The following is a 26,836-nucleotide window of genomic DNA, read 5'->3' as shown; positions in this document are numbered from 1 at the left end:
AAAGGAATGAGGAGTTGGAGACTCCGGAGCAGGCGACCGAGCAGTTCGAGGCGTACCGCCCGCTGCTGCTCGGCCTCGCCTACCGGCTGCTCGGCAGCATGTGGGACGCCGAGGACGTCGTCCAGGACGCCTACCTCCGCTGGACCGGCACCGACCGGGCGGACGTCCGCGAACCACGGGCCTTCCTCATCACGGTCGTCACCCGCCTCGCCCTGGACCAATTGCGCTCGGCCCGCGTCACCCGCGAGGCGTACACCGGGCCCTGGCTCCCCGAGCCCGTCGCGACGGGAGCGCTCGGCCCGCTCGACACCGCCGAGCTGCGCGACACGGTGGCCTACGCGACCGTGCATCTGATGGAACGTCTGTCACCGCCGGAGCGCGCGGTGTTCGTCCTGCGGGAGGCCTTCGACCTGCCCTACGACGAGATCGCGCGCATCCTGGACACGACCGCCTCGAACTGCCGTCAGATGCACCACCGCGCGAGCCGACGGGTCACCTCGGGACGCGACAAGTTCGCCCTCGCCGAGGACGACCACGCCAAACTGCTGGCGAGCTTCCTGGAGGCCGCGCAGAGCGGTGACCTGAGCGGCCTGACCGATCTGCTGGCCGAGGACGTGATCGCCTGGAACGACGGCGGCGGCAAGGTCAGGGCGGCGCTGCGCCCGGTCGTGGGCCGCGACCACGTGGTCGCGTTCATCGCCGGACTGGTCGCCCGCTATCCGTTCGGCGAGGCACGTGTCGTCGACGCCAACGGCGCCCCCGCCCTCGCGCTCGCGGTCGACGGCATCGAACAGGTCGTCACCATTTCCGTGCAGGACGGACGCATCGACGGGGTCTACGCCGTCCTCAACCCCGAGAAGCTGGGCCACGTGGGCCGGTGAACCGGCGGTCCTGACGCACGGGGCCCCACCCGTGGAGGGTGGGGCCCCGTGCGAGGCGTCAGCGGCGCTCGCCGACCCGGACCACCCTGAGGCCCGGCGAGGACAGGATGTCCTTCTCGCAGAACCGCGACGTGACCCAGCGCTCACCCGAGAACAGCCGCGTCTGATCGCTGTAGTGCGGCGAGTTCGGGTTCGACGACTGCGAGTACGTCAGCAGCGTGCGCGCGACCGGGCAGCGGCTGCCGTCCCACCCGACGGCCTGGATGTACGACGACCCGGTGGTGACCTCGGTGTACCCACCGGCCGCCGGGTTCCACACCGGCTCGACCTTGTTCCACACCCCGAGCGACTCGGTGCCGCCCGGCACCGGGATGCGCTCGCCACCGCGCACGACGAACTGGTGCGCACCGAGCTTCTCGTCCGGAGAGATACCCGCCGCGCCCAACTCCGTCACAGTGTCCGCGAGAGCCGTGGCGAAGCCGGCCGCGCCGGTGTTCAGCGTGTTCGGGGTACGGACCGGATCCGCCGCCGAGAACGGCACCTTCCACAACTGCGCGGCCGGTACGGCGGCCGTCAGCTTCCGCCAGAACCGGTCGAAGAACAGCGCGCCGCGGCTGCCCGTGTCCATGGAGTGGTCCCATGCCGCGAGCACACCGCACGCCTCGGTCACGTCGACGGCCCTGCCGTCGCTGCCGGTCGCCGTGCCGCCCGGCAGCGCGGCACACGCGCGCGCCACGTCGTCCGCGGCCAGATCACCCGCCGGCACCCGGTTCGCGAACTGATGCGCCTGCAGATCCCGTACGGTCAGCCGGCCACGGCCCGCCATCGCCGCCACGTCCTCGACCGCGCCGCGCGTGCGCATCGACCGCTGCGTGCCGATCGTGCCGAAGACCCGCTCGTACCCGGTCACCGGCCGGTCCGCGTTGGCCAGCCAGGCGCTGTCGTTGGAGTTCTCCGCGTACGGCGCGTCCCGCAGCACCGGCATCTTCGCCGGTCCGAAGATCCCGGGCTGCACGGCGTCCGGGTCACTGCCCAGCGCGCAGTCCCCGCGCGAGCCGTCGAGGACCGCGACACCGGACGACGGATAGGTGACCTTGCCGAGCGGGGTCGAGCAGCGCTGCGCCAGGTCGTCGGTGATGCGGGGGATCACCTGGGACTGGGTGAACAGCGAGTGCCCGCCCGAGTCGGCGGCGATCGTGTTCACCCAGGGCAGCCCCTGGGTGCGCCGCAGAGCGGCGAGCACGCCGGCCGTGTCGCGGGCCTTGGCGAAGCCGAGCGCGGTGTCCGAGGCGCGGAGGTTGGCCGCGTTCGGGTCGCCCAGCGCGTACGCCGTGGTGGACGTCCAGGGCAGCGGCAGTTGGGAGCCGAGCGAGGTGACGACCGGGCCGTACCGCGTCCACCACTGGGTGCGCGTCACGGGCGCGCCGTCCTTCACGGCCACGGTGACACTCCGCCGTGTCATCCGCTCCGACGTGCCGTCCACCAGGTACGACGTCGGATCGGCCGGATCCAGCGTGAGCTGGTGGAGGTTGAGGGTGACGCCCGTCGCGACGGTGTGGCTCCACGCGACGCGGGCGGTGTGGCCGATGGATATCGTCGCCGAACCGAGCAGGGCCCCGCCCTGGACGTCCAGCCGCCCCGGGATGGTCTGCTGCATCTGCCAGAAGCGACGGCCGCCCTGCCAGGGGTAGTGCGGGTTGCCCAGCAGCAGGCCCCGGCCGTCGGCCGTCGTGGCACCGCTGAAGGCGACCGCGTTGGACCCCATGTCGGCGTTGTCGAAGAGCTCCCGGGCGGCCCGGGCGGTGGCCTGTGCGTTCGGGGTCCCGGTGGTCCCGGACGCGGACGCGCTGCCCGTCTCCTGCGGGGCGGCCGTGCCGGCGGGTGCCGTCGCGGGCGGCTGCGCGGCGGTGATGCCGTCGATGCCCCGGCCCTGGCCGCCCAGCACGGCCAGGGCGAAGCCCCGTGCGGCCACGTCCAGTTGTGTCACCGGGCGGACCCAGTCGGCGCCCCGGCACGCGGGATCGGTGACGCGGTTCTGAGCGAGCCAGGCGTTGTAGCCGGCCGCCCAGCCGCGCATCAGATCCTTGGCGTCCCGCCCGGGCCCCCGCGGCGCGGGTTCCGCGAGCAGCTTCTCCACCGTGCCCGCCTCCCGGACACCACGGAAGTACAGGTCGCTGGAGAGGTTCTTGGCCGCCGAGGACAGCGAACCGTCCGGCGCCGCGTCGGGACCGAAGTAGCGGGAGCGCTCCCCGCGCAGCGTCACGAAACCGTCGGCGAGGGTGCACACCTGGTCGGCGGCCTGCGCCCAGCCGGTGCCGAAGCCGAGGTTCGCGTAGTCCTTCGCGACGATGTGCGGGATGCCGTACTCGGTGTAGCGGATCACGGCCGACAGGCCGCCGTGCGAGGGATGTTCTTGACGGTCCTGCCGCTCGGCCGCGGCCGCGGGCAGCGTGGCCGAGGCGGTGAGCAGGGCGACGGCCGTGACCACGAACCGTCTCAGGCGGGTGCGCATCGTGCCTCCCAACATCATTGGCGGAAAGGGCGGTTGAGCGTACCAATGGGTATGTCGTCCGGAGAGGGGTTCCGTCGCGATCCCGCTGCGCGGGCCGCGCGCCGCCGGGCATCCGGACGAGACCCCGGCGCCTTCGTCTTGACCTCCCTCGTGCCGCGGACCGAGGATCATGTGTCATGACGCCAGGACAGGGCAGCACGGTTGACGGGGTGCTGCGCCGCAGCGCCCGGCGCACCCCGGCACGCACAGCGGTCGACTACCGCGAGCGCTCGTGGACGTACGCGGAACTCGACGACGCGGTCTCCCGTGCGGCGAGCGTGCTCCTCGGACAGGGGCTCACCCCCGGCGACCGGGTCGGCGCCTACGGACACAACTCCGACGCGTACCTGATCGGCTTCCTCGCCTGCGCCCGCGCCGGACTCGTGCACGTCCCGGTCAACCAGAACCTGACCGGCGACGACCTCGCCTACATCGTCGGGCAGTCCGGCAGCACCCTGGTCCTGGCCGACCCGGACCTCGCAAACCGGCTCCCCGACGGCGTGCGCACCCTGGCGCTGCGGGACGCCGACGACTCATTGCTCGCCCGGTTGGACTCGGCCGTCCCGTACGACGGCGACGAGCCGCGCGGCGACACGCTCGTGCAGCTGCTCTACACCTCGGGCACCACCGCCCTGCCCAAGGGCGCGATGATGACGCACCGCGCCCTGGTGCACGAGTACCTGAGCGCGATCACGGCCCTCGACCTGAGCGCGGGGGACCGGCCCGTGCACTCGCTGCCGCTCTACCACTCGGCGCAGATGCACGTCTTCCTGCTCCCGTACCTCGCGGTCGGCGCGTCGAACATCATCCTCGACGCGCCCGACGGCGACCGCCTCTTCGACCTGATCGAGGCCGGCCGCGCGGACAGCCTGTTCGCACCGCCCACCGTGTGGATCGGCCTGGCGAACCGGCCCGACTTCGCGACCCGCGACCTCGGCGGACTGCGCAAGGCGTACTACGGCGCGTCGATCATGCCGGTGCCCGTCCTGGAGCGGCTGCGCGAACGACTGCCGAAGCTGGCCTTCTACAACTGCTTCGGCCAGAGCGAGATCGGACCGCTGGCCACCGTCCTAGGCCCCGACGAGCACAAGGGGCGGCTGGACTCCTGCGGACGCACCGTGCTGTTCGTGGACGCGCGGGTGGTCGACGAGGACGGCAAGGACGTGCCGGACGGGACGCCGGGCGAAGTCGTCTACCGCTCACCGCAGTTGTGCGAGGGCTACTGGGACAAGCCGGAGGAGACCGCGGAGGCCTTCCGCGACGGCTGGTTCCATTCGGGGGACCTCGCCGTGCGCGACGCCGACGGCTACTTCACCGTCGTCGACCGGGTGAAGGACGTCATCAACTCCGGTGGCGTACTGGTCGCCTCACGGCAGGTCGAGGACGCGCTGTACACGCACGAGAAGGTCGCCGAGGTCGCCGTGATCGGGCTGCCCGACGAGCGCTGGATCGAGGCCGTCACCGCCGTGGTCGTCGCCCGCGGCGAGGTCACCGAATCCGAACTCCTCGCCCACGCACGCGAGAAGCTCGCCCACTTCAAGGCACCGAAGAGGGTCCTGTTCGTGGACGAGCTGCCGCGCAACGCCAGCGGGAAGATCCTCAAACGGGAGCTGCGGGACCGCTTCGGCGAGGACTAGGTCCTGTCAGGCGGTTCCCGCCCGCCCGGCGACGACTCCCGCCCGTCCGGCGACAATTCCCGCCTGCTCGGCGACGGATCGCACCCGCCCGGCGACGCCGTGAACCGCCGGACAGGCCTCAGCGGCCCGTGGCTCACGGCGTCCGGAGTTCCCGCAGGTCCATGATCCGCTTGATCTTGCCCACCGACCGTTCCAGCGACTCCGGTTCGACGATCTCGACCGAGACCGACACACCGATCCCGTCCTTCACCGCCGCCTTGATCGCCCGCGCCGCGGCGTCGCGGATCTCGGGGGTGGCGCCGGCGCGCGCCTCGGCCCGCACGGTGAGCGCGTCGAGGCGGCCCTCCCGGGTCAGCCGCAGCTGGAAGTGCGGCGCCACCCCCGGTGTGCGCAGCACGATCTCCTCGATCTGCGTGGGGAAGAGGTTGACCCCGCGGAGGATCACCATGTCGTCGCTGCGGCCGGTGATCTTCTCCATGCGCCGGAAGACCCGTGCCGTGCCGGGCAGCAGGCGCGTCAAGTCCCTTGTGCGGTAACGGATGACGGGCATGGCCTCCTTGGTGAGCGAGGTGAAGACCAGCTCGCCCTCCTCGCCGTCCGGGAGCACCTCACCGGTGATCGGGTCGACGACCTCCGGATAGAAGTGGTCCTCCCAGATGTGCAGCCCGTCCTTGGTGTCCACGCACTCCTGGGCGACCCCAGGGCCGATCACCTCCGACAGGCCGTAGATGTCGACCGCGTCGATCGCGAAGCGCTCCTCGATCTCGCGCCGCATCTCCTCGGTCCAGGGCTCCGCGCCGAAGATGCCCACGCGCAGCGAGGTGCCGCGCGGGTCGACGCCCTGCCGCTCGAACTCGTCGAGCAGCGTCAGCATGTAGGAGGGCGTCACCATGATGATCTCGGGCTTCAGGTCCTGGATGAGCTGGACCTGGCGTGCGGTCATGCCTCCGGAGGCGGGGATGACCGTGCAGCCGAGCCGTTCGGCGCCGTAGTGGGCGCCGAGGCCGCCGGTGAAGAGTCCGTAGCCGTAGGCGATGTGCGCCTTGTCGCCGGGCCGGCCGCCGGCCGCGCGGATGGAGCGGGCCACCATGTCGGCCCACATCGACAGGTCGTTCTCCGTGTAACCGACCACCGTCGGCCGTCCGGTCGTGCCGCTCGACGCGTGCAGCCGCCTGATCCGGTCCTGCGGGACGGCGAACATCCCGTACGGGTAGTTCGCGCGCAGGTCGGCCTTCGTGGTGAACGGGAAGCGCGCCAGGTCGGCGAGCGAACGGCAGTCGTCCGGGCGGACCCCCGCCTTGTCGAAGGACTCCCGGTAGAACGGCACGTTCTCGTACGCGTGCCGCAGCGACGCCCGCATCCGCTCCAGTTGGAGCGCCCGCAGCCCGTCCGCGTCCAGCTGCTCGCCCGCGTCCAGCAGGTCCTTCGGTCCCGTGGAATCCGCCATGGGGACTCCTCCCTCACCAACCGCATCATTCCGGGCGACCGATCATTCGGTCGATGTGTTCGGGATCAGTAATTCAGGCTCACCGGTGCTCGGACAAGGGGGTGGCCCGGATTTTCTCGCGCTCAGGGGCCCGCGCGGCCCGGCCGCCGCGCTCTGGTGGCGGCCGGGGTGCCGCGCGGCAGGTGGCTAGCGCACCAGGCAGGGGCGCTTCGGGTCGAACTGCCAGTCCGGGACGAGGTAGCGCATGCCGACGGCGTCGTCGCGGGCGCCCAGGGCCTTCTCCCGGTAGAGCTCGTGGGCCGCGAGCAGGCGGTCCATGTCGAGGCTGACGCCCAGGCCGGGGGCGTCGGGGACGGCGATCTCGCCGCCGGTGATGCGCGGCGGCTCGACGGTGAGCCGTTCCAGGCCCTCCTGCCAGATCCAGTGGGTGTCGAGCGCGTTGTACTCGCCCGGCGCCGCCGCCCCGCAGTGCGTGACCATGGCGAGCGAGATGTCGAAGTGGTTGTTCGAGTGGCAGCCCCAGGTCAGGCCCATGGCATTGCACAGCTGGGCCACCCGGACCGAGCCCTGCATGGTCCAGAAGTGCGGGTCGGCCAGCGGAATGGAGACGGACTGGAGGGCCAGGGCGTGCGTCAGCTGCCGCCAGTCGGTGGCGATCATGTTCGTCGCGGTCGGCAGTCCGGTGGCCCGGCGGAACTCGGCGAGGATCTCGCGCCCGGAGTAGCCGCCCTCGGCCCCGCAGGGGTCCTCCGCGTAGGCGAGCGTGCCGACCAGCGGAGCGCACAGCTCGACGGCCTCGCGCAGCGACCACGCGCCGTTGGGGTCCAGCGTGATCCGGGCCTCGGGGAAGCGGTCCTTGAGGGCCCGCACGGCCTTGACCTCCTCGGCGCCCTCCAGGACACCGCCCTTGAGCTTGAAGTCCCGGAAGCCGTACAGGTCGTACGCGGCCTCGGCCTGCCGGACGATCGCCCCGGGGGTGAGGGCCTCCTCGTGCCGGACCCGGTACCAGTCCACGTCGGAAGTGGGCTCGCGGACGTAGTCCAGATCGGTGCGGTCCGGGTCGCCGACGTAGAAGAGGTAGCCCAGGACCCGCACGGAGTCGCGCTGCTGCCCATCGCCGAGCAGCGCCGCGACCGGCACGTCCAGGTGCTGGCCCAGCAGGTCGAGCAGCGCCGACTCGACGGCGGTGACCGCGTGCACGGTGGTGCGCAGATCGAAGGTCTGGGTGCCGCGCCCGCCGGCGTCGCGGTCCGCGAAGCGGTTCCCGATCTCCCGCAGGACGCGCTTGTAGTCGCCCACCCCGGAACCGACGACGAGCGGCGCGGCATCGCGCAGCGTCCGTGTGATCTTCTCGCCGCCGGGCACCTCGCCGAGACCCGTACGGCCCTCGGAGTCCTTGAGGACGACCACGTTGCGGGTGAAGTAGGGGCCGTGGGCGCCCGACAGGTTCAGCTCCATGCAGTCCCGTCCGGCGACGGGATAGACGGAGAACTCGGTGACGGTCGGCTGCTGGCTCGTTCTCATCGGAATCCTTGCATACGGGGCGATACGGGCTGGGGGGTAATGAGGGAGAGGTCAGAGGCTGAGTACGTCCAGCGCCCACTCGACGGCCAGGACACCGCCGAGGCCGAGCACCGCGAGCACCGTCGTGTAGGTGGTCCGGACCTTGATCGCGTCGATGACGGACAGGTTGAAGTACTCCTTGAACAGCCAGAAGCCGGGATCGTTGACGTGGGAGAAGGCGATCGAGCCGCAGGAGACGGCGAGCACCATCATCTCCGGGTGCGTCCCGCTTCCGGCCAGCAGCGGCAGCACCACGCCGGAGGCCGTGACCACGGCGACCGTGGCCGAGCCGAGCGCGATGCGCAGGATGACGGCGATCAGCCAGGCGAGGACGATCGGCGAGATCGACCAGTGCGCGGTGGCGTCCTTGATGTAGTCGGATATCCCGCCTTCGACGAGCACGTTCTTGAAGGCGCCGCCCGCGCCGATGACCAGGAGGATCATCGCCATGGCCTTCGCGGCGGAGGTGCAGGAGGCGCTCACCTCGTCGAGACTGCGGCCGATCCGCGGTCCGAACGCCCACACGGCGAGGAGCAGGGTCAGCAGGAGGGCGATCGGCGCCGAGCCGACGAACGCGACGAAGTGCAGGAAGGGCGTCTGGGCGGAGGTCGCGAGGTCGGTCACCGCGGCACCGGCGATCAGGACGACGGGGAACAGGGCCACGGACAGCGACCAGCCGAGGCCGGGCATCTCCTGGTCGGTGAACTCACGCTCACTGACCAGGCCCTGCGGGATCGCCGGGTCCATCGCCCGGACGAACGGCAGGCGCGGCCAGACGAGCGAGACGAGGGCGCCGGCCGGTACGGCGATGAACAGGCCGTAGAACAGCGTCAGCCCGATCGACGCGTGGAAGGTGGAGGCCACGGCGGTGGGACCGGGGTGCGGCGGCAGGAAGCTGTGCATGGTGGACAGCGCGATGGACATCGGCAGCCCGACCCAGAGCAGCTTCGCCCCGGTGACCCTCACCAGCGTGAACGCGATCGGCACGATGATGATGAACGCGACCTCGTAGAACATGGTCACGCCGATCAGCATCGAGGTGACCACCATGGCCACCTGGACCCAGCGCGGGCCGAACGCGTCGAGAAGCCGGCCGGCGATGCGCTGTGCGGCACCGGAGTCACCCATGACGCGGCCGACCATGGCGCCGAGCCCGATGGTGAGCATCGTGTCGCCGATCTGGCCCCCGATGCCCTCCGACAGGACGTCGGGGATCTTCTCCAGCGGGATGCCGCGGACGACGCCGACACCGACGGCCACGAGGAGGAGGGCGGCGAAGCCGTTCAGTCGCAGCTTCGTCATCAGGAGCAGCAGAATCAGCACGCTGATTCCGACTACGAGCAGAGGCATGAAGTCAGTTCCCCTTTGAACTGTGGGTCGGGCTGCCGGGTACATCTGGGGGCGGCCCGGGTCCTGTCCGGGCCGCGCGGGGTCACCGGGCCGGTCGGCGCACCGCCTCGACGAGATGGAGACCGGCGTCGAGGATCCGCTCCAGCTCGGCGAGGTCGGCCGGGCCGGGGTCGGTGAGCGGCGCGCGCACGGCGCCGACCGGGAGGCCGCGCAGCCGGGCGGCGGCCTTGACGAGTGACACGGCGTATCCGGGCACGCGGTCGCGCAGTTCGACGAGCGGGATGTAGAAGTCGCGCAGCAGGTCGGTGAGGGTCGTCTCGTCGCCGTCCCGCAGAGCGGTGAAGAAGGCACTCGCGATCTCCGGCGCGAAGGCGTGCACCGCGGACGAGTAGGCGGGGACGCCGACGGTGGCGTACGCCCGGGCCTGGATCTCGGCGGTGGCCGCGCCGTTGAAGAAAAGGAAGCCGTCGGGGGCGGCGAGCGTCAGCCGCTGCAGCCGGTCGAGGTCGCAGTGCCCGTCCTTCAGGCCGATGACCGTCGGGATACCGGCGATCCGGCGCAGACCCTCGGGGGTGAAGGCGACCGGGCCGCGCTGGTACGCGATGAGCGGCAGCCGGGTGCCGGCGGCGATGCGGCGCAGCTGCTCGACCAGGCCGTCCTGCGGGGCTTCGACCAGGTAGTGCGGCAGGACGAGCGCGGCGTCCGCGCCCGCCTCCTCGGCGATCTTGGCGAACCGCCGTGCCTGGGCCCACCCGTAGCCGATGCCGGCGACGACGGGGAGCCGGCCGTCGGCGACCTCGACGGTGATCTCGATGACCGTGCGGTACTCGTCCTCGTCCAGCGCGCTGAACTCACCGGTCCCGCAGGCGGGGAACACCGCACCCGGTCCGGCGGCCAACTGGTCCGTCAGATAGGCCCGGTACGCCTCCGGGTCGAGGTCGCCGTCCTCCCGGAAGCTCGTAAGCGGGAAGGAGAGCACTCCGCCCGCCATGCCGTCCCGCAGTCGCTGCGCCACGGCTTCGGCCTCCACGCTGAACCCTGTCATCTCTCATCCTCATATGCAGATGGCGTCCATGTATGAGGATGGAGGCTAGGTTCGTGAACCACGAAGGTCAATGGGTGAGGCGACGCGGATTTACGATGGGGCCCATGCCGGAGAGCGCAGGGATCCGCGGGGTGAAGTCGGCGGCCCGCACGGTCGCGTTGCTGGAACTGCTGGCCGACCGGGGCGACCACCCCTCACGCCTGGACGAGTTGGCCGAGGAACTGGGCGTGCCGCGCAGCAGCATGTACCAGCTGCTCAGGACACTCGTCGACTGCGGCTGGGTGCGCACGGACACCACCGGATCCCTCTACGGCATCGGCATCCGGGCCCTGCTCACGGGCACCAGCTATCTCGACAGCGACCGCCGGGTGCGGATGGTCCGCCCCTACCTCGACGAGGCCTCGGACGCCCTCGGAGAAACCATCCACATGGCGCGGCTCGACGGCTCCGACGTCGTCTACCTCGCGACCCGCGAGTCCCATGAGTACGCGCGCACCATCAGCCGCGTCGGCCGGCGGATCCCCGCCCACGCCAACGCCCTCGGCAAGGCGCTCCTCGCCGAACGCCCCGACGACGCGCTCCCCTTGCCCACCGGACCGCTGGCGGCCCTCACCGAGAACACCCGCACGGACCGCACCGCGCTGCTCGCCGATCTCGCGGCGGTGCGCGAGCGCGGCCACTCCGTCGACCTGGAGGAGACCGTCCCCGGCATCGCGGGCTTCGGCTTCGCCCTGCGCTACGACACCCCGGCCGTCGACGCCATCAGCTGCTCCGTCCCCCTTGACCGGCTGACCGCGGACCACGAGGTCCTCGTCGTCTCCGTCATGGGGGAGATACGATCGAAGATCGAAGCACTGCTGCCGCCCGCTTCGGGGGCTCCGGACTGGCGGTGACCGGGCCGCGCCGCTCCTCGCCGAAGACGGTTCGCCCTGGCGTCTGTGCCGACAAGGGGCCATGAATGCATGGTGGTTGCTAGCCTGAAAGTGCGCCCGGAGGCCCCGGGCAGGGAGCGTTTCGGGGGGTCGATGAAGCCTCGTCTGGTGTTCGTCCACGGCATCGGCGGCTTACGGGACCCGGTCGCTGAACAGGACTCCTGGCTGTCCGCGTTGGCGGCAGGAGCCTGTGATGCAGGCCACGAGCGGTGGGCCCCGGAACTGAGGCACGGACGGGCGACGGACACTCGATTCGCTTACTACGGGAACCTGTTCCACCGCGATCAAAAGCAGGGGGACGACGGTGACGGAGCGGATGACGCTGATCTCGTCGGAGAGCTGCTCCTCGCGGCCGTCGACGAACGGCTGTCCGAGCCCACGACGGAAGACACGTGGCGCGTACTGCGCCGGGCCCGCGCTCAGCTCGCCCCCGAAGGGTCACCGCAGGGTCCAGGTGCCGCTGCCCGGCAGGTCCTGACAGCCGCCAACACGCTGCTCGGGCTGCCGGGTCTGAGTGCCTTCGGCCGATGGGCAAGTGCCGGCCTGATGGTCGGCCAGTTGCGGCAGGTCGCGCGCTATCTTCGGCGGGGTGAGGAGGACGAACGTGGACTGACCCTCGACAGCCGGATCCGTCGTTGCATCGAGCAGGCACTGGATTCCTCCGGTCCCACCATCGTCATCGCACACTCACTGGGCACGGTCGTGTCCATGGAGACGCTGCACGGGTACCGCGGCGACTTACGTCTCTTGATCACGCTGGGCTCGCCCATCGGGATGGGTGCGGCTGTACGTCCCCGGATGAGGCCGCAGCCTCTGCGGGTACCCGATTCCGTGGAGCGGTGGCTCAACTTCTGGGACCGGGACGACCTGGTCGCCGCACGACCGCGACTCGAGAATTCGCTGCTTCCCAGCGGCACGGGCGTTCTCCCGGTCACCATGCGGGTGGACTCGGACGGCATGTGGGTGCACCCGGCCACCAAGTACCTGGCCCACGCGGCTGTGGCGGGCCCGGTCGCCGAGGCGATCCAGAGAGCCACGACGGGATGACTGCACCGATCCGCCGACATGTCCTCGTCGTGGCGCCAAAGTGCGTGAACATGGGACCGCTTGACGATCTGGACGACGTGGCCAGGGCCCTGCACGGCGTACTCACCGACCGGCGGCGTGGCATGTGCGCCAAGGGTTCCGTGACCGAACCCTCGTTGCTGTACGGCCCCTCAGCAAGTCAGGCGGGGATCGAGGCGGCCGTCCGGGGCGCGGCAGAACGGGCCGGCCGAGAAGGCGCCGTCCTCGTTCTCGCACTCATCGGACACGGCAGCACGGCGGGCCAGAACTCCTCCCTCTATCTCATGGCAACCGACTCCCGCGCCGATGAGATAGCCACCGCTGTGAACGTCGGGGAACTGCTGAACCAGGTTCTGGAGACACCAGGGCTGCCGGGGGTCCTGGCCCTCGTCGACGCTTGTCACGCCGGCGGCGCTATACCCGATCTCAGGTCGGTCGACGGCGGTGTGCGTCAGGGCGCAGCGCGCTTGTCCATGCTCATGTCTGTAGGAGCCGCGCAGACGGCTTACAAGATGGCCTTCTCGCGGGCTGCCGTCCAAGTGCTGGATGAGGGTGTCTCCGGGGCGGGAGAGTTTCTCCACCCCCGAACGCTACTCGACGCCGTACGGAACCTCGCACCCGAACAGGACGCGCGGCGTGTGGAGTACGACGGCGTGCAGCCGGGCGGGCGGCTGTGGCTGTCCCGCAACGTGGCCCACCCCGCTCGGCCAGGTCCCCTACTCGGTCCCCTCGCAGGTGAGGCACTGGAACACGCACTTGTCCCCGTGGGCCCCGTCGCCGCGCTGCGGGCACCCGTGGCGGACGCCGAGGCTTTGGAGCGGCTGCGTACCGTATTGCGTGAAGAGACCATATCGGCGGGGACGGTCGAGTCAGCCTGGGCCCTTCGCGTCGTCGACGGGCTTCTGGACGGCCTGCGCACCATCGATTTGCTCTCCGCCTGGCCTGGGCGGCCTCTGACCTCGCAGCGGTTGCGGCGCGCGCTGTGGTCGGCCGCCGGACGCTGCACGGCGCGGTTGCCGGACTCATCCGGGAGTGAGCTCCTACGCGATGCCGTGGAGTATTTGCGCCTGCGGGCTCCCCGTGTCGAGGAACTCGACCGACCCGGGTCACGCACGGCACCTCTCGCCGCCTTTGTCGCCACGTTGGCTGCCGAGGACGACATTGCCGAAGCCGACCCGCGACTGATTGCGTGGGCACGCGACGTCGGCGCCGAAGTGGAGCTCGGCGATGCCTTCGAGGCCATGCGCAGGCGCGGCTCCGAGATGCGGTTGCGGCTGGTCGTGGTGATGCACTCCGCTGTCGCCGACGAGTGGCCCGAGACCCTTGAGGCATGGCTGCTCGACCGCGGCGAGAAATATGCGCAGGCGGAATTCGAGTGTCGGCCCGCCCGGGCTGATGTCGAGAAGTGTTTGGCCGGTGTGGTCAGGTGGGCGTCCTTGCAGGCCCAGAGAGTTGGAGTGAGGCTGCGCAGGGTCGAGATCGCCGCCTCCGCGTCGCTACTGCTGCGTTGGCGGCCGGAGGAGGCCTACTTCGGCGAGCGCCTGGGCGTCGCGCACGACGTGGTGCTGCGCTGGAGCGAACGGCTCTGTCCCCCCGACCACCTGTGGTGGATCAACGAGCGGGCCCGGGACAAGCTGGAAGTGATGAGCAAGTACGAGAGCGGTCGGGCTCCGGTGGACTGGCTGGGCGAGCATGAGACGAGTCAGGGCCAGGAAGCCCAACTGGGCGAGCGGCTCGGGAACGGCGTCTATGGCCGGGCCATCGCGCTGGAGCATCGCCCCCAGCGCCTCGTGCAAGTCATGGAGGTGCTGTTGGCCTACGCCCCGATCGTGTTCTGGCCGGAATCCGAAGGATGCCTGCCACGTGCGTTCCAGGACAGCCTGGACAAGTTCTGGCATTTGCTGCCCGCGGAGTTCAGTGAGGCCTATCGACGCCATTGGGGGCAGTGGACCCAGGCGGATATGGACGGCCGTGAGCACCTCGCGCGGTGGCGGACGGTGTGGCACGACACCGAATGGCTCGACTTTTGCGATTGGTTCGGGCAGTTCAACACCGCAAGGGGGAACTCCGCATGACCTGGCAGCCCTTCTATGTCGGGGACGGCACGCCACGTGATGTCGATCTGGGGGCGCCGCCTCCCTGGCGGAGCTTTCCCCGGCAGGCCCTGCACAAGCAGTTCCAGCCACCCCCTGGCCTGGTCCAGGCTGTCAACGCCGCGTTGATGCTGCGTCGTCCGCTCCTGGTCACCGGGCCCGCAGGATCGGGAAAGTCGACTGTGGTCGAACAGGTCGCCGCCGAGTTGAAACTCGGTGCCGTGCTGCGTTGGCACATCACCTCGCGAAGCATGCTGGCGGAGGCCCTGTACCGTTATGACGCGCTGGGGCGCATACACGCTCAACGGCTCGCGGGCTCCGGTGATGACGACATAGCGCCCTTCATCCAGCTGGGTCCGCTCGGAACGGCGCTGCTGCCCGTTGACCGTCCCCGCGCCCTCCTCATAGACGAGATCGACAAGAGCGACCTGGACCTGCCCAGTGACCTGCTCGACGTTTTGGAGCGTGGCGAGTTCGAGATTCCCGAACTCGCCCGTTACAACAGGGACGTCGTCGCAGTGCGTGAGTGGGACAGCGACACCCGCAGCGACGTCGCACGAGGGCGGATACAGTGCGCCCACTTCCCCTTCATCGTGATGACGAGCAATGGTGAACGAGATTTCCCGGCGGCTTTCCTGCGGCGATGTATCCGATTCACCATGCCTCGACCCACGGTCGAGGCTCTGCGCAGGGTGGTGGAGGCGCATCTTCGGATCGCTGCCGACGACCGCTCCGATCTGTTCGATCCGCTCATCGAGGCGTTCGTCGCCCGGGTCTCGGACGGCGAGAGCTTGGCGATCGATCAACTCTTGAACGCCGTTCATCTTTTGACCAGTGGTGATGTGCCGGCCGGAGGAGAGCGACAAGAGGTCTTGGATCTCGTCCTGCGTGAGTTGTCCCGTGCCTGATCGATCCGCCGGGGCCCAGGATTCGCTGGCACGGGCGGTGTCGGCGCTGAGCACAGCCCTTCCCGAGTGGGACGGGTCGGCCTTGGCCGACGTCCTGTGGCTCGCGTCCCGTATGGCGGGTGACGTGGCTGAGGACACGGTGGCGCCCGCCGAAGCGGAGCCTGACGAACAGCCACCTGTGGCGGCGCCGGAACGGAGTCCTGAGCAAGAGATCTTGCCTGCTGCGGTCGGCGAACGCGATCAACAGGACCGTCAGCCAAGGACGTGCGAGCAGATCCCGGACGATGTGGCCGAAGTGCCGCGTGTGGCCATCCCGTCACCCGAGCTCGGCGTGGCTCGGGCGCTACGCCCCTGGAAACGGCAGTGGTCTCGTGGCCGCCGGTCGGTGTGGGACGTTGACGCAACTGTGGAGGGATACGCCCGCAGCGGAGAATTGATTCCTGCCTTCGGTCCCGCGCCCGAACGCTGGTTTTCCCTGGTGCTGGTAGTGGATCGCTCTCCGGCAATGCGGATGTGGCGGGAGACGGTCACCCACCTCACCGCCACGCTGGACTGCCTCGGTGCGTTCCGAACCCTTCAGGTGCGCGAACTCGATTTCGGTGAAGAAGGCCCTGAACTGCACGACAGGCTTGGCCGGTTGACGGGCCCTGATCAGTTGCGGCCGTCCGATGGCCGACGACTGGTACTGGTGGTCTCGGACTGCGCCGCTCCGGGCTGGCGACAACCGGGAGTGTGGCAGCTGCTGCATGCGTGGTCGCGGTCCACGGCAGTGGCTCTTCTCAATCCGCTGCCGCAGAAACTGTGGCGCAGGACCGCACTCGATCTGCCCACGGTGCGCGTCTCGGCGGAAGCCCCGGGCAGCGCCAATGCGCATCTGGTCCTCGCCACGCCCGTTCCACTGCTCCCGGATGGTACGGACGGCAGGGTCGGCGACGGAGGGGACCAACGAGAGACATCGAGGATTGGGGGCGGGAGCAACTGGCAACCCCTCCCAGTGCTCTCCCTTTCACGCCGTGCGTTGGATCGCTGGTCGCGTGCGGTGATGAGGACGGATCCCGAAGGATGTGCCGCTGTCCTGGTTCCACGGACGGGCCGAATTCCGACGCCGCTCCGAACTCGATCCATCGCCCCGACCGTCAGCGGCTTCCTGCACACCGCCTCGCCGGCCGCGGCGCGCCTGGCGGTTCTGTGTTCCCCGTTCGACCGGCTCGGCACGCCGCTTCTGCAGCTCATCCGCCAGGGACTGGTGCCCGAGGCTGCGCCGCCGGATGTCGCCGAATTACTCGTCAGCGGCCTCCTGGCCGCGGAGCCGGGGGAGAACGGAGCATTCGAGCTGACCTTGCCGCACGGTGTACGGCGCGAGTTGAGGAGCGAGCTCACCGAGCACGATCTGTGGCAGCTCAACCGGGTATTGACGCACGCGCTGGCTTCCGAGGTCCGTCAGGGTGGGGACCTCTCGGCAGCGGTGCCGGCCTCGGAGCACCGGGCTCTTCTTCAGGCCGGGTCAGCACCGCTCGAACGGGCCGAGCGGCTCACGTTGGAGTTGCTCGGAATGTCTCGCGGCGACTCGACTCGCGAAGCAGACCGGGAGACCGCACCCGAAACGGACTACGCCCGGGGGCTTCCGACCTACGGGAGCCCCGGCGTCGACAACCGACCGTATTTCTATCTGAGTTATGCTCACACGCCCACCTGGGGAGATGGGGTCGGAGATCCGGATCACTGGGTGCACCAGTTGTTCAGCGACCTGTGCGATCACATCATGGCGCTCACGGATCTCCCGGCGGGAGCACCCGCCGGATTCATGGATCGAGAGTTGCGTTCCGGGGACGGATGGTCGGAGAAACTCAGTGAGAATCTGGCGACGTGCCGAGTATTCGTGCCGTTGTTCTCGCCCCGGTACTTCGCGAGCGAAAGTTGCGGTCGCGAGTGGTTCGCCTTCAACGAGCGAGTCGTCCGAGCCCGCAGCAGCGGCTCGCCAGGTCGGAGTGCGATCGTGCCGGCGCTCTGGACGCGTATGGACTACAGCCAACTCCCTGATTCTGTAAGGCATATCCACGTCGATCAGGCACAGTTCGGCGATCGGTACGCGGCCGACGGCATATACGGCTTGATCAAGCTGAACCGGCTGCGCGACGAGTACGAGGAGGCCGTTCTCGGGCTCGCCCAGCGAATCGTACGGGTCGCACACGAGTCTCCTTTGCCACCCGGACGGCCCCGCCCTTACGAGAGCACGCCGAGTGCCTTCAAACCGCGTGGCCACGGGCCGCGGAGTATCCATCTGACGGTAGCGGCCCCCAGCCGCGATCAGCTGCCCGTGGACCGCGACGTACGTCCGTACGGCGAGAGCGCTCATGACTGGAACCCCTATCACTCGGAGTCCGTCCGCCCGCTGCCCGCGCTCGCCGAGGAACTGATCCGCTCCATGGACTATCGGATCACGGTGTCGGCTTTCGACGACGAGGATGTCGAGGGGGGCGACAGCAAGTCGCCAGGTACCCCATGCATTGTGCTCATCGATCGTTGGGCGCTCACTGATGACGATCGGCGACGCCGACTCGTGGCCTTCGACTCAGGCGCCAGCCCATGGGTGGGCGCGGTCGCTCCCTGGAGCCGAGCGGACCGACAGAGCAACAGCGTGGAAGGTCGGCGGCTCGGGGTTGAGCTGTCGCGCACGATGCCCGGTGTCCTGGACCGCAGCCGACATGGCAGTGATCGCTCGGCCGTCACTGCCACGCCGACTCTGCAGTCCTTCATGGAACTGCTGCCTCATCTCGTCGCCCATCTCACCCGGCAGTACCTCATGCACGCGCAGGTCACACCTGCTCCGGGCCCGCCCTACCCGAGGCCGCGTCTGATGGGTCCGAGCTCACCCCGCTGGCCCGAGATGGGTCCGGAAGACCCGGAGCGGCTCTGACGAGGGCGCACCTACTGGTGGTCGATGTGCTGTCAGGGGGCCTCACCAGCCTTCGCGCCGGGACGCGAGCCGTACGCCGTCATGAAGCGGTCGCGGAAGGTGTCCATGCGCCACTCCGGGGCGTTCTTCGCCGGCTTGAGGCCGTCCGTCCAGCCCCAGTCGGATATCCGGTCCAGGACCTTGGGGTCGTGCGCGACGATGGTGACGGGCACGTCGCGGCTCGAACTGCCGGCCGTGACGGTGGGGACGGGCTGGTGGTCGCCGAGGAAGACCAGCACGGTGTTCTTGTCGCCGTACCGCTCCACGTACTCGATGAGGCTGTGCAGCGAGTACTCGATGGCGTTCCGGTACTCGGTGCGCACGCTCTCGGGGTTCTTCCAGACCTCCTTGGGGTCCTTGCCCTCCTTCTTGATCTGCTCGAAGACCGATCCGTCACCGAGGTCGTTCCAGTCGATCATGTGGGCGACCGGGGCCCAGGGGTTGTGGCTGGACGCCAGGATGATCTCCGCCATCATCGGCTTGCGGTCCTTCTTGCCGTGCTCCAGGCGCTCGAAGGCCTCCAGGCTGAACTGGTCCGGCACGGGCGTCCAGCTGAAGTACGGTCCCTGGTAGCCGAGATGCTCCGAGTCGTAGATGTGGTCGAGGCCGAAGAACTTGCCCTCGGGCCACGCGCGGCGGACGCCCGGCACGATGCCGACCGTGCGCCAGGCCCCGGACTTCTGGAAGTAGCTCGTCAGGGTGTGCCGGTCGCTGGTGGTCAGACTCCGGTAACGCTGCTGGTTCTTGATCCACAGACCGGACAGGAAGGTGGAGTGGGCGAGCCAGCTCCCGGCGCCGGTGACGGGCGAGCGGAGCCAGGCGCTGCGCGAGGCGAACCCGGCCGCCTTCAGCGACTTCGTCCCCTCGGACAGCACCGAGCCGACCTGGTCGGCCATCGCGGGGTCGTCGATCGCCGTGCGGCCGTAGCTCTCGATGAACGTGAACAGGACGTCCTTGCCCCGCAGTCCTGTCAGCAACTGGTCGGGCGGTGTGTCGGCGAAGGCGTCGACGGACGCCTGCTCGGCGAACACCTTCCCGTCGCGCAGGCCCGCCCGCACCTGGTGCACGCGGTTCTTCACCAGCTCCGCGTTGATCTGCGAGGCCACGGGTACGTCGGTGAACTGCACGCCGACCGTCACGCAGGTGATCCACGCGGTACCGAGGACGAGCACGGTGCGCGTGGCGACGGGGCGGTGACGGGCCATGAGATCGCTCAGCCGCACGACGGCGAGGGTCATGAGGGCGAGCAGGACGACGACGAGCGCGAGGACCGCGATCACGGCGACCACCTCGCCGGTCCTCCCGAAGGACTCCTTGACCCATTCGGCGGCGTCGTCGAACAGGATCCAGTCCAGGACGAGGTCGAAGGGCCTCGCCAGCACCGAGTAGAAGCCCATGTCGACGAACTTCAGGATGGTCACCAGGCCGAGGACCAGCCCGACCACGACCGCCGCGATCCGCCGGGGCCGGGGTGGCAGCACCAGCAGCAGACCGGCGAGCAGGACTCCCTCCACGGGGATCCGCAGGAAGGCGTCGGGCGCGAGGCGGTCGAGCTCGTTCGGCACGAGCAGGGCGAAGAGCACCAGGACCCCGGACAGGACCGAGGTGCCGACGGTCACGGCACGCGCCGCACGCGGGTACTTGAGCCGCCAGCCCCACCAGCCTCGCCGTCGTGACGGGCCGTCGGCCCGCGCGAGGGGGGTGTCGGCCTGCCCTGCGGAGGCGTCGGCCGCGGGCGCCTTCGGCTCCTCGTCGGGCGCCTCGGGCGCCTTGGGCTCCTCGTCGGTCGAGGTGTCCGGGTCCGGCTTCACCACGGTCGGTGCGTCGGTCGCCGCCTTCGTGTCCGGCTCCGTGTCCCGCTCCGGTGTCGAGTCGGCGTCCGGCCTCGTGTCCCGCGCCGTCTCCGCGTCCGCCTGCGTGTCCCGCTCCGAGGTGTCCTCTGTGTGCTTCTCGGTGGCGGCGCCCGCGTCTGTGCCCGCGTCCGCGTCCGAGCCGGAGGCCCCGTCCTCCTCCGCCCGCACCCCGGCGTCCGTGTCCGAGCCGGAAGTCCCGCCCGTGTCCGAGCCGTGAGACCCGCCCGTGTCCGCGTCGGACGCCCCGTCGCCGTCCGCGCGCGCCGCGACCTCCGTACCGGCGTCCGTATCCGGTTCCGGTTCCGTGTCCGGCCGTTGCGGCAGCTGACGAGTGCGCGTGGAGTGCGACACGCCGAAGGTCCTTCCATGCGAAGCCCGGCATCGACGCGGCAGACCGGGCTCGGGGCAGATCAGAGGCCGCGATCATGCGTACGTCCGGGGTTCACCTGGCGTTCAACCGGAAGGTCAATGCCGTGCAAAGACTGCGACGCGAGGTCAGCGGGCCGCCTCCACCGCGACCGACCGGGCCCAGCGGTAGTCCGCCTTGCCGCTGGGGGAGCGCTGGATGGTGTCCGCGAGCACGAGCTGCCGGGGGATCTTGTAGCCCGCCAGGCGGGTGCGGCAGTGCGTCTGGATGTCCTCCAGGGACGGCCGCGGCGCGCCCTCGCGGAGCTGGACGACGGCGGCCACGTGGTTGCCCCACGTCTCGTCGGGAACGCCGGCGACCAAGGCGTCGTACACGTCCGGATGCGACTTGAGCGCCTGCTCGACCTCCTCCGGATACACCTTCTCGCCGCCCGTGTTGATGCACTGCGAGCCGCGCCCGAGGACGGTGACGATGCCCTCTTCGTCGACCGTGGCCATGTCACCGAGCAGCACCCAGCGCTCGTCGCCCCGCTGGAAGAAGGTCTCGGCGGTCTTCTTGGGGTCGTTGTAGTAGCCGAGAGGCACATGGCCGCGCTGGGCGATGCGGCCCGGCTCGCCGACGGCGACCGGCTCGTGCGTGACCGGGTCCACTACCCGCGTACGGGAGTTGACCTGTACGCGGAAGCCGCGCTGAGGGCCCGAGTCCGCCGTGGCGGTGCCGTTGAAGCCGGATTCCGAGGAGCCGAAGTTGTTGAGCAGCATCACGTTCGGGACGAGCGCCTGGAACTGTTCGCGCACCGTGTCCGACATGATCGCGCCGGAGGAGGAGACGCTGAACAGGGCGGAGCAGTCGGTGTCCTTCATGGGCCCGCTCAGCGCGTCGACGAGGGGCCGCAGCATCGCGTCGCCGACCAGCGACATGCTCGTGACCCTCTCCTTCTCGACGGTCCGCAGGACCTCCTCGGGCACGTACTTGCGGTGGAGCACGACGCGCTGGCCGAAGTTGAAGCCGATGAACGCGGTGAGCGTCGACGTCCCGTGCATCAGCGGGGGAGTGGGGAAGAAGGTGATCCCCTCGCCTCCGGCCGCGACCCGCTCGGCGAGTTCCTCCGGCCTCTTGACCGGCTCGCCCGTCGGGGCGCCGCCGCCGAGCCCGGCGAAGAACAGGTCCTCCTGCCGCCACATCACGCCCTTGGGCATGCCGGTGGTGCCGCCGGTGTAGATGATGAACTGGTCGTCCGCCGAGCGCGCCGGGAAGCCCCGGCCGGGGGAGCCCGCGGCCTCGGCGTCCTCGAACGCCACCGCGTCGAGCGCGGCCGCCCCGGGCGCCGGGTCCCCCACGCGCACGAGGTGCCGCAGTGCCGGGGCGTGCGGCAGGGCGGCCGCCACCCGGTCGGTGAACTCCGCGTCGAAGACCAGGGCCGTCAGGTCGGCGTCCTGGTAGAGGTAGGCCAACTCCTCTTCCACGTAGCGGTAGTTGACGTTGACGGGGACGATCCGCGCCTTCAGGCAGCCGAGCACGGTCTGGATGTACTCGACGCCGTTGTAGAGGTGGAGGCCGAGATGCTCACCGGGGCGTACGCCGCTGTCGGCGAGGTGGTGGGCGATCCGGTTCGCCGCCTCGTCCAGCCGCGCGTAGGTCAGCCGGCGCTCCGCGCCCGTGCCCGGGTGGTCGACGTAGACGAGCGCCTCACGGTCCGGGACCACGTCGACGACCGACTCGAACAGGTCGGCAAGGTTGTACTCCACCGCTCCTCCTGACCCCGAACGTCCGTGGCTGCCCTCGGCTCGACGGTCATCAGAGCAAAGCCCGACCCAACTGTGAAGGGTCCCGGCGAAGAAATCTGACTGTCTGTCAGAAAACTCTTGTACTGACTCCTCGCCTCCTGCAACCTGTTCTCGTTCCTGAGACGGGAGGACGGCAATGGGTGGGACGGAACACCTCACCGTGCAGCGCGAAGGCGCCACACTGGTGCTCACGCTCAACAGGCCCGAGGCCAAGAACGCGCTCTCGCTGCCGATGCTGGTCGGCCTGTACGACGGCTGGCTCGAGGCCGACGCGGACGACGCGATCCGCTCGGTCGTGCTCACCGGCGCGGGCGGCGCCTTCTGCGCCGGAATGGACCTCAAGGCGCTGGCGGGCAGGGGGATGGAGGGCCAGGAGTACCGGGACCGGCTCAAGGCCGACCCCGATCTGCACTGGAAGGCGATGCTGCGTCACCACCGTCCCCGCAAGCCGGTGATCGCCGCCGTCGAAGGACACTGCGTCGCGGGCGGCACGGAGATCCTCCAGGGCACCGACATCCGCGTCGCGGGGGAGTCCGCGACCTTCGGCCTCTTCGAGGTCAGGCGCGGTCTGTTCCCGATCGGCGGCTCGACGGTCCGGCTGCAACGCCAGATCCCGCGCACGCACGCCCTGGAGATGCTGCTCACCGGCCGCGCCTACCCGGCGCGCGAGGCCGCCGCCATCGGCCTGATCGGACACGTCGTCCCCGACGGCACGGCTCTCGACAAGGCCCTGGAGATCGCCGAGCTCGTCAACGCCGCCGGCCCGCTCGCCGTCGAAGCCGTCAAGGCGTCGGTCTACGAGACCGCCGAGATGACCGAGACCGACGGTCTGGCCGCCGAACTGGGGCGCGGCTGGCCGGTGTTCGACACCGCCGACGCCAAGGAGGGCGCACGCGCCTTCGCCGAGCAACGTCCGCCCGTCTACCGGCGCGCCTGATCCCGCGGCTCCCGTCCGCGCGCCGCCCCCGAGGAACGGCACGGACAGGCACGACAGAGCCCGCACTCGGGCCCGAGGCCCGGCATCGGGGCACACCGCCTCGAAGCCCGGGCCCGCCCGGACCCGAATCCCCGCACCGGCGCGCCCCGGTCCTCGAAGCCCCGTGACCGGGTCCGCCCGGCCCGGGCCCACGCGGCCGGCGCGCCCGACCTCCGAAGGAGACATCCGGGATGCCCGAAGTCCTCAAAGCCCCCCTCGTCGTCGAATTCCCCTTCACCCGCTCGCTCGGCCCCGTGCAGAGCGCCTTCCTCACCGGCCTGCGCGAGCGCGTCGTGCTCGGTGTACGGACCGCCGACGGCCGGACACTGGTCCCACCCGTCGAGTACGACCCGGTCACGGCCGAGGAGATCGGCGACCTCGTCGAGGTCGCCCCCACCGGCACGGTCACCACCTGGGCCTGGAACCACGAGCCCCGCCGTGGCCAGCCCCTCGACACCCCCTTCGCCTGGGTGCTGGTCAGGCTCGACGGCGCCGACACCGCCCTGCTGCACGCCCTCGACGCCCCGGGCCCCGACGCCGTACGCACCGGCATGCGCGTCCGTGTCCGCTGGGCCGCCGAACGCTCCGGTGCCATCACCGACATCGCCTGCTTCGAACCGTACGACGGCAGTGCCTCGGGCGAGGAACCCGCGGCCCACGGCGGGGAGTTCGCGGACAAGGTGACCGGCATCGTCGCCCAGGCCCGCCTCGACTACGTCTACTCTCCCGGCCGGGCCCAGACCGGTTACATCCACGCCCTGTCCGGCCGGCGGACCGTCGGCGAACGATGCCCGTCGTGCCGCAAGGTCTACGTGCCGCCCCGCGGAGCGTGCCCCACCTGCGGAGTCGCCACCTCCGAGCAGGTCGAGGTCGGCCCCCGCGGCACCGTGACCACGTACTGCATCGTCAACATCAAGGCCAAGAACCTCGACATCGAAGTGCCCTACGTCTACGCGCACATCGCCCTCGACGGCGCCGACCTCGCCCTGCACGGCCGCATCGGCGGCATCCCGTACGACCAGGTGCGCATGGGCCTGCGCGTGGAGCCGGTATGGACGCCGGGCGCCCGATACCCCGACCACTACCGGCCCACCGGCGAACCGGACGCGGACTACGAGACGTACAAGGAGCTGTTGTAGATGCGGCCCATCAGGGACATCGCCGTCGTCGCGTTCGCCCAGACCGACCACCGGCGCACCAGCGACGAGCTCTCCGAGGTGGAGATGCTCCTTCCCGTCCTGCACCAGGTGCTCGACGCGACGGGCCTGAAAGCCGGCGACATCGGCTTCACCTGCTCCGGATCCTCCGACTACCTCGCGGGCCGCGCCTTCTCCTTCACCATGGCGCTCGACGGGGTCGGCGCCTGGCCCCCCATCTCCGAGTCGCACGTCGAGATGGACGGCGCCTGGGCCCTCTACGAGGCGTGGACCAAACTCCTCACCGGCGACGCCGACGCCGCGCTCGTGTACGGGTACGGCAAGTCGTCCCCCGGCTCCGTGCGCGACGTCCTCACCCGGCAGCTCGACCCGTACTACCTGGCCCCGCTGTGGCCCGACTCCGTGGCCCTCGCCGCCCTCCAGGCGCAGGCGCTCATCGACGCGGGCGAGACCGACGAGCCCGCGCTCGCCGGCATCGCCGCCCGCAGCCGCGCCTCGGCCTCCGCCAACCCCCACGCCCAGCTGCGCGGTCCGGTGGACCACGGAGACCACCTCGTACGCCCCCTGCGCACCGGCGACTGCCCGCCGATCGGTGACGGGGCCGCCGCCGTGATCCTCGCGGCCGGCGAACGCGCCCGTGACCTGTGCGAGCGTCCCGCCTGGATCCGCGGCATCGACCACCGCATCGAGGCGCACGGTCTCGGCGTCCGCGATCTGACCGACTCGCCCTCCACGCGGCTGGCCGCCGAGCGGGCCGGCGCGTTCGAACGGCCCGTCGACACCGCCGAACTGCACGCCCCCTTCACCTCCCAGGAGGTGGTCCTGCGCAAGGCGCTACGTCTCGACGACAGCGTCGACGTCAACCCGTCCGGGGGCGCGCTCGCCGCCAACCCGGTGATGGCGGCCGGACTCGTCCGCATCGGCGAGGCAGCCGCCCGTATCCACCGCGGCGCCTCCGACCGGGCACTCGCCCACGCCACCTCAGGTCCCTGCCTCCAGCAGAACCTGGTCGCCGTACTCGAAGGGGACGCCCGATGAGCAAGGAGCCCGTGGCCGTCGTAGGCATCGGCCAGACCAAGCACGTGGCGGCCCGCAGGGACGTGTCCATCGCGGGCCTGGTCCGCGAGGCCGCCCGGCGGGCACTCGACGACGCCGCACTGACGTGGGCCGACATCGACGCCGTCGTCATCGGCAAGGCCCCCGACTTCTTCGAGGGCGTCATGATGCCGGAGCTCTACCTCGCCGACGCGCTCGGCGCGGTCGGCAAACCCATGCTCCGGGTGCACACCGCCGGATCCGTCGGCGGTTCGACGGCCCTGGTCGCCACCAACCTCGTCGCGGGACGCGTCCACGGCACCGTCCTGACCCTCGCCTTCGAAAAACAGTCCGAGTCCAACGCGATGTGGGGCCTGTCCCTGCCCATCCCCTTCCAGCAGCCGCTGCTCGCCGGGGCGGGCGGCTTCTTCGCCCCGCACGTGCGCGCCTACATGCGGCGCACCGGCGCCCCCGACACGGTCGGCTCCCTCGTCGCCTACAAGGACCGCCGCAACGCGCTCAAGAACCCCTACGCCCACCTCCACGAACACGACATCACCCTGGAGAAGGTCCAGGCCTCGCCCATGCTGTGGGACCCGATCCGCTACTCGGAGACGTGCCCCTCCTCCGACGGAGCCTGCGCGATGATCCTCACCGACCGGGCGGGCGCGGCACGCTCCCCGAAGCCGCCCGCGTGGGTGCACGGCGGCGCGATGCGCAGCGAACCCACCCTCTTCGCGGGCAAGGACTTCGTCTCGCCGCAGGCCGGCAAGGACTGCGCCGCGGACGTCTACCGGCAGGCGGGCATCGCGGATCCACGCCGTGACATCGACGCCGTGGAGATGTACGTGCCGTTCTCCTGGTACGAGCCCATGTGGCTGGAGAACCTCGGTTTCGCCGAGGAGGGCGAGGGCTGGAAGCTCACCGAGTCCGGGGTGACCGAACTCGACGGGGACCTGCCCGTCAACATGTCGGGCGGCGTCCTCTCCACCAATCCGATCGGCGCCTCCGGCATGATCCGGTTCGCCGAGGCCGCCCTCCAGGTGCGCGGACAGGCCGGGGAACACCAGGTCGACGGCGCTCGCAGGGCCCTCGGCCACGCCTACGGGGGCGGTTCCCAGTTCTTCTCCATGTGGCTGGTCGGCTCCGTACCGCCCACCTCCTGAATCCGTCCCCCTCACGTGGCCTGTCCGCCGCCCGGACCGATCGCTAGGCTGGCGGCGGACGACGAAC

The 26,836-nt window shown here is 70.3% G+C and carries 18 protein-coding genes; 11 read left to right on the top strand and 7 right to left on the bottom strand.

Annotated features, from left to right (window positions below; all coding sequences use genetic code 11):
* Window positions 1-14: 14 nt before the first annotated feature.
* Window positions 15-881, top strand: coding sequence for an RNA polymerase sigma-70 factor (locus tag ABEB03_RS42655; protein ID WP_095932306.1), 867 nt, complete (start codon window positions 15-17; stop codon window positions 879-881).
* A gap of 58 nt (window positions 882-939) precedes the next feature.
* Here ABEB03_RS42655 and ABEB03_RS42650 read toward each other — a convergent pair whose 3' ends face one another.
* Window positions 940-3,393, bottom strand: a complete 2,454-nt coding sequence (locus ABEB03_RS42650; protein ID WP_345658464.1) for a penicillin acylase family protein — start codon at window positions 3,391-3,393, stop codon at window positions 940-942.
* A gap of 176 nt (window positions 3,394-3,569) precedes the next feature.
* Here ABEB03_RS42650 and ABEB03_RS42645 point away from each other — a divergent pair, with 176 nt between their 5' ends.
* Window positions 3,570-5,069, top strand: coding sequence for an acyl-CoA synthetase (locus ABEB03_RS42645; RefSeq protein WP_345658463.1), 1,500 nt, complete (start codon window positions 3,570-3,572; stop codon window positions 5,067-5,069).
* Window positions 5,070-5,202: 133 nt separating this feature from the next.
* Here the strand turns inward: ABEB03_RS42645 and paaK are convergent, their stop codons facing one another.
* The 4 genes from paaK to ABEB03_RS42625 all read right to left on the bottom strand — a co-directional run bounded on the left by paaK (window position 5,203) and on the right by ABEB03_RS42625 (window position 10,474).
* On the bottom strand, window positions 5,203-6,516 hold the full coding sequence (gene paaK / locus ABEB03_RS42640; RefSeq protein WP_345658462.1) for a phenylacetate--CoA ligase PaaK: 1,314 nt from the start codon (window positions 6,514-6,516) through the stop codon (window positions 5,203-5,205).
* Window positions 6,517-6,702: 186 nt separating this feature from the next.
* The gene (locus ABEB03_RS42635) at window positions 6,703-8,040 is read right to left on the bottom strand and encodes an enolase C-terminal domain-like protein (RefSeq protein WP_345658461.1); all 1,338 of its coding nucleotides are present in this window, start codon (window positions 8,038-8,040) and stop codon (window positions 6,703-6,705) included.
* Between the two features lie 51 nt (window positions 8,041-8,091).
* The gene (locus tag ABEB03_RS42630) at window positions 8,092-9,429 is read right to left on the bottom strand and encodes a gluconate:H+ symporter (RefSeq protein WP_345658460.1); all 1,338 of its coding nucleotides are present in this window, start codon (window positions 9,427-9,429) and stop codon (window positions 8,092-8,094) included.
* Window positions 9,430-9,511: 82 nt separating this feature from the next.
* The gene (locus ABEB03_RS42625; protein ID WP_345658459.1) at window positions 9,512-10,474 is read right to left on the bottom strand and encodes a 5-dehydro-4-deoxyglucarate dehydratase; all 963 of its coding nucleotides are present in this window, start codon (window positions 10,472-10,474) and stop codon (window positions 9,512-9,514) included.
* A 104-nt stretch (window positions 10,475-10,578) separates the two neighbouring features.
* Here ABEB03_RS42625 and ABEB03_RS42620 point away from each other — a divergent pair, with 104 nt between their 5' ends.
* The 5 genes from ABEB03_RS42620 (at window position 10,579) to ABEB03_RS42600 (ending at window position 18,389) form a co-directional block, all read left to right on the top strand.
* Window positions 10,579-11,367, top strand: a complete 789-nt coding sequence (locus ABEB03_RS42620) for an IclR family transcriptional regulator (RefSeq protein WP_345658457.1) — start codon at window positions 10,579-10,581, stop codon at window positions 11,365-11,367.
* A gap of 132 nt (window positions 11,368-11,499) precedes the next feature.
* A complete protein-coding gene (locus ABEB03_RS42615) occupies window positions 11,500-12,453 on the top strand; it encodes an alpha/beta hydrolase family protein (protein ID WP_345658456.1) in 954 nt (317 codons plus the stop codon).
* Window positions 12,450-14,546, top strand: coding sequence for a vWA-MoxR associated conflict system protein (locus ABEB03_RS42610; RefSeq protein WP_345658454.1), 2,097 nt, complete (start codon window positions 12,450-12,452; stop codon window positions 14,544-14,546). The genes ABEB03_RS42615 and ABEB03_RS42610 overlap by 4 nt, the downstream gene beginning before the upstream one ends.
* Window positions 14,543-15,472 carry an AAA family ATPase gene (locus ABEB03_RS42605; protein WP_345658453.1) on the top strand — a complete coding sequence of 310 codons (930 nt, stop codon included), beginning with the start codon at window positions 14,543-14,545 and terminating at the stop codon, window positions 15,470-15,472. Before ABEB03_RS42610 ends, ABEB03_RS42605 begins: the two co-directional genes overlap by 4 nt.
* On the top strand, window positions 15,465-18,389 hold the full coding sequence (locus ABEB03_RS42600) for a TIR-like protein FxsC (RefSeq protein WP_345658452.1): 2,925 nt from the start codon (window positions 15,465-15,467) through the stop codon (window positions 18,387-18,389). Before ABEB03_RS42605 ends, ABEB03_RS42600 begins: the two co-directional genes overlap by 8 nt.
* Before the next feature lie 32 nt (window positions 18,390-18,421).
* On the opposite strand, the gene ABEB03_RS42595 is transcribed toward ABEB03_RS42600, so the two are convergent.
* Entirely contained in the window at window positions 18,422-20,632 is a 2,211-nt protein-coding gene (locus ABEB03_RS42595; RefSeq protein WP_345658451.1) for an alkaline phosphatase family protein, read from the bottom strand.
* Window positions 20,633-20,776: 144 nt separating this feature from the next.
* On the bottom strand, window positions 20,777-22,396 hold the full coding sequence (locus ABEB03_RS42590) for an acyl-CoA synthetase (protein WP_345658450.1): 1,620 nt from the start codon (window positions 22,394-22,396) through the stop codon (window positions 20,777-20,779).
* A 175-nt stretch (window positions 22,397-22,571) separates the two neighbouring features.
* Between ABEB03_RS42590 and ABEB03_RS42585 the strand changes: the two genes are divergently transcribed.
* The 4 genes from ABEB03_RS42585 (at window position 22,572) to ABEB03_RS42570 (ending at window position 26,769) form a co-directional block, all read left to right on the top strand.
* On the top strand, window positions 22,572-23,372 hold the full coding sequence (locus tag ABEB03_RS42585) for a crotonase/enoyl-CoA hydratase family protein (RefSeq protein ID WP_345658449.1): 801 nt from the start codon (window positions 22,572-22,574) through the stop codon (window positions 23,370-23,372).
* A 230-nt stretch (window positions 23,373-23,602) separates the two neighbouring features.
* Entirely contained in the window at window positions 23,603-24,550 is a 948-nt protein-coding gene (locus ABEB03_RS42580) for a Zn-ribbon domain-containing OB-fold protein (RefSeq protein ID WP_345658448.1), read from the top strand.
* On the top strand, window positions 24,551-25,606 hold the full coding sequence (locus ABEB03_RS42575; RefSeq protein ID WP_345658447.1) for a thiolase domain-containing protein: 1,056 nt from the start codon (window positions 24,551-24,553) through the stop codon (window positions 25,604-25,606).
* On the top strand, window positions 25,603-26,769 hold the full coding sequence (locus tag ABEB03_RS42570; RefSeq protein ID WP_345658446.1) for a thiolase domain-containing protein: 1,167 nt from the start codon (window positions 25,603-25,605) through the stop codon (window positions 26,767-26,769). Before ABEB03_RS42575 ends, ABEB03_RS42570 begins: the two co-directional genes overlap by 4 nt.
* The last annotated feature ends 67 nt before the right edge of the window (window positions 26,770-26,836 follow it).

The sequence above is a fragment of the Streptomyces siamensis genome (assembly GCF_039543605.1).
Lineage (GTDB): Bacteria > Actinomycetota > Actinomycetes > Streptomycetales > Streptomycetaceae > Streptomyces > Streptomyces siamensis.
The sequence above is the reverse complement of the archived record's forward strand: the minus strand, read 5'-3'. Positions and strand labels throughout refer to the sequence as shown.

Coding starts and splice junctions, on each gene's coding strand:
- ABEB03_RS42650 (WP_345658464.1), bottom strand. CDS start 3,393: ATGCGCACCCGCCTGAGACGGTTCGTGGTCACGGCCGTCGCCCTGCTC.
- ABEB03_RS42645 (WP_345658463.1), top strand. CDS start 3,570: ATGACGCCAGGACAGGGCAGCACGGTTGACGGGGTGCTGCGCCGCAGC.
- paaK (WP_345658462.1), bottom strand. CDS start 6,516: ATGGCGGATTCCACGGGACCGAAGGACCTGCTGGACGCGGGCGAGCAG.
- ABEB03_RS42635 (WP_345658461.1), bottom strand. CDS start 8,040: ATGAGAACGAGCCAGCAGCCGACCGTCACCGAGTTCTCCGTCTATCCC.
- ABEB03_RS42630 (WP_345658460.1), bottom strand. CDS start 9,429: ATGCCTCTGCTCGTAGTCGGAATCAGCGTGCTGATTCTGCTGCTCCTG.
- ABEB03_RS42625 (WP_345658459.1), bottom strand. CDS start 10,474: ATGACAGGGTTCAGCGTGGAGGCCGAAGCCGTGGCGCAGCGACTGCGG.
- ABEB03_RS42620 (WP_345658457.1), top strand. CDS start 10,579: ATGCCGGAGAGCGCAGGGATCCGCGGGGTGAAGTCGGCGGCCCGCACG.
- ABEB03_RS42615 (WP_345658456.1), top strand. CDS start 11,500: ATGAAGCCTCGTCTGGTGTTCGTCCACGGCATCGGCGGCTTACGGGAC.
- ABEB03_RS42610 (WP_345658454.1), top strand. CDS start 12,450: ATGACTGCACCGATCCGCCGACATGTCCTCGTCGTGGCGCCAAAGTGC.
- ABEB03_RS42605 (WP_345658453.1), top strand. CDS start 14,543: ATGACCTGGCAGCCCTTCTATGTCGGGGACGGCACGCCACGTGATGTC.
- ABEB03_RS42585 (WP_345658449.1), top strand. CDS start 22,572: ATGGGTGGGACGGAACACCTCACCGTGCAGCGCGAAGGCGCCACACTG.
- ABEB03_RS42580 (WP_345658448.1), top strand. CDS start 23,603: ATGCCCGAAGTCCTCAAAGCCCCCCTCGTCGTCGAATTCCCCTTCACC.
- ABEB03_RS42575 (WP_345658447.1), top strand. CDS start 24,551: ATGCGGCCCATCAGGGACATCGCCGTCGTCGCGTTCGCCCAGACCGAC.
- ABEB03_RS42570 (WP_345658446.1), top strand. CDS start 25,603: ATGAGCAAGGAGCCCGTGGCCGTCGTAGGCATCGGCCAGACCAAGCAC.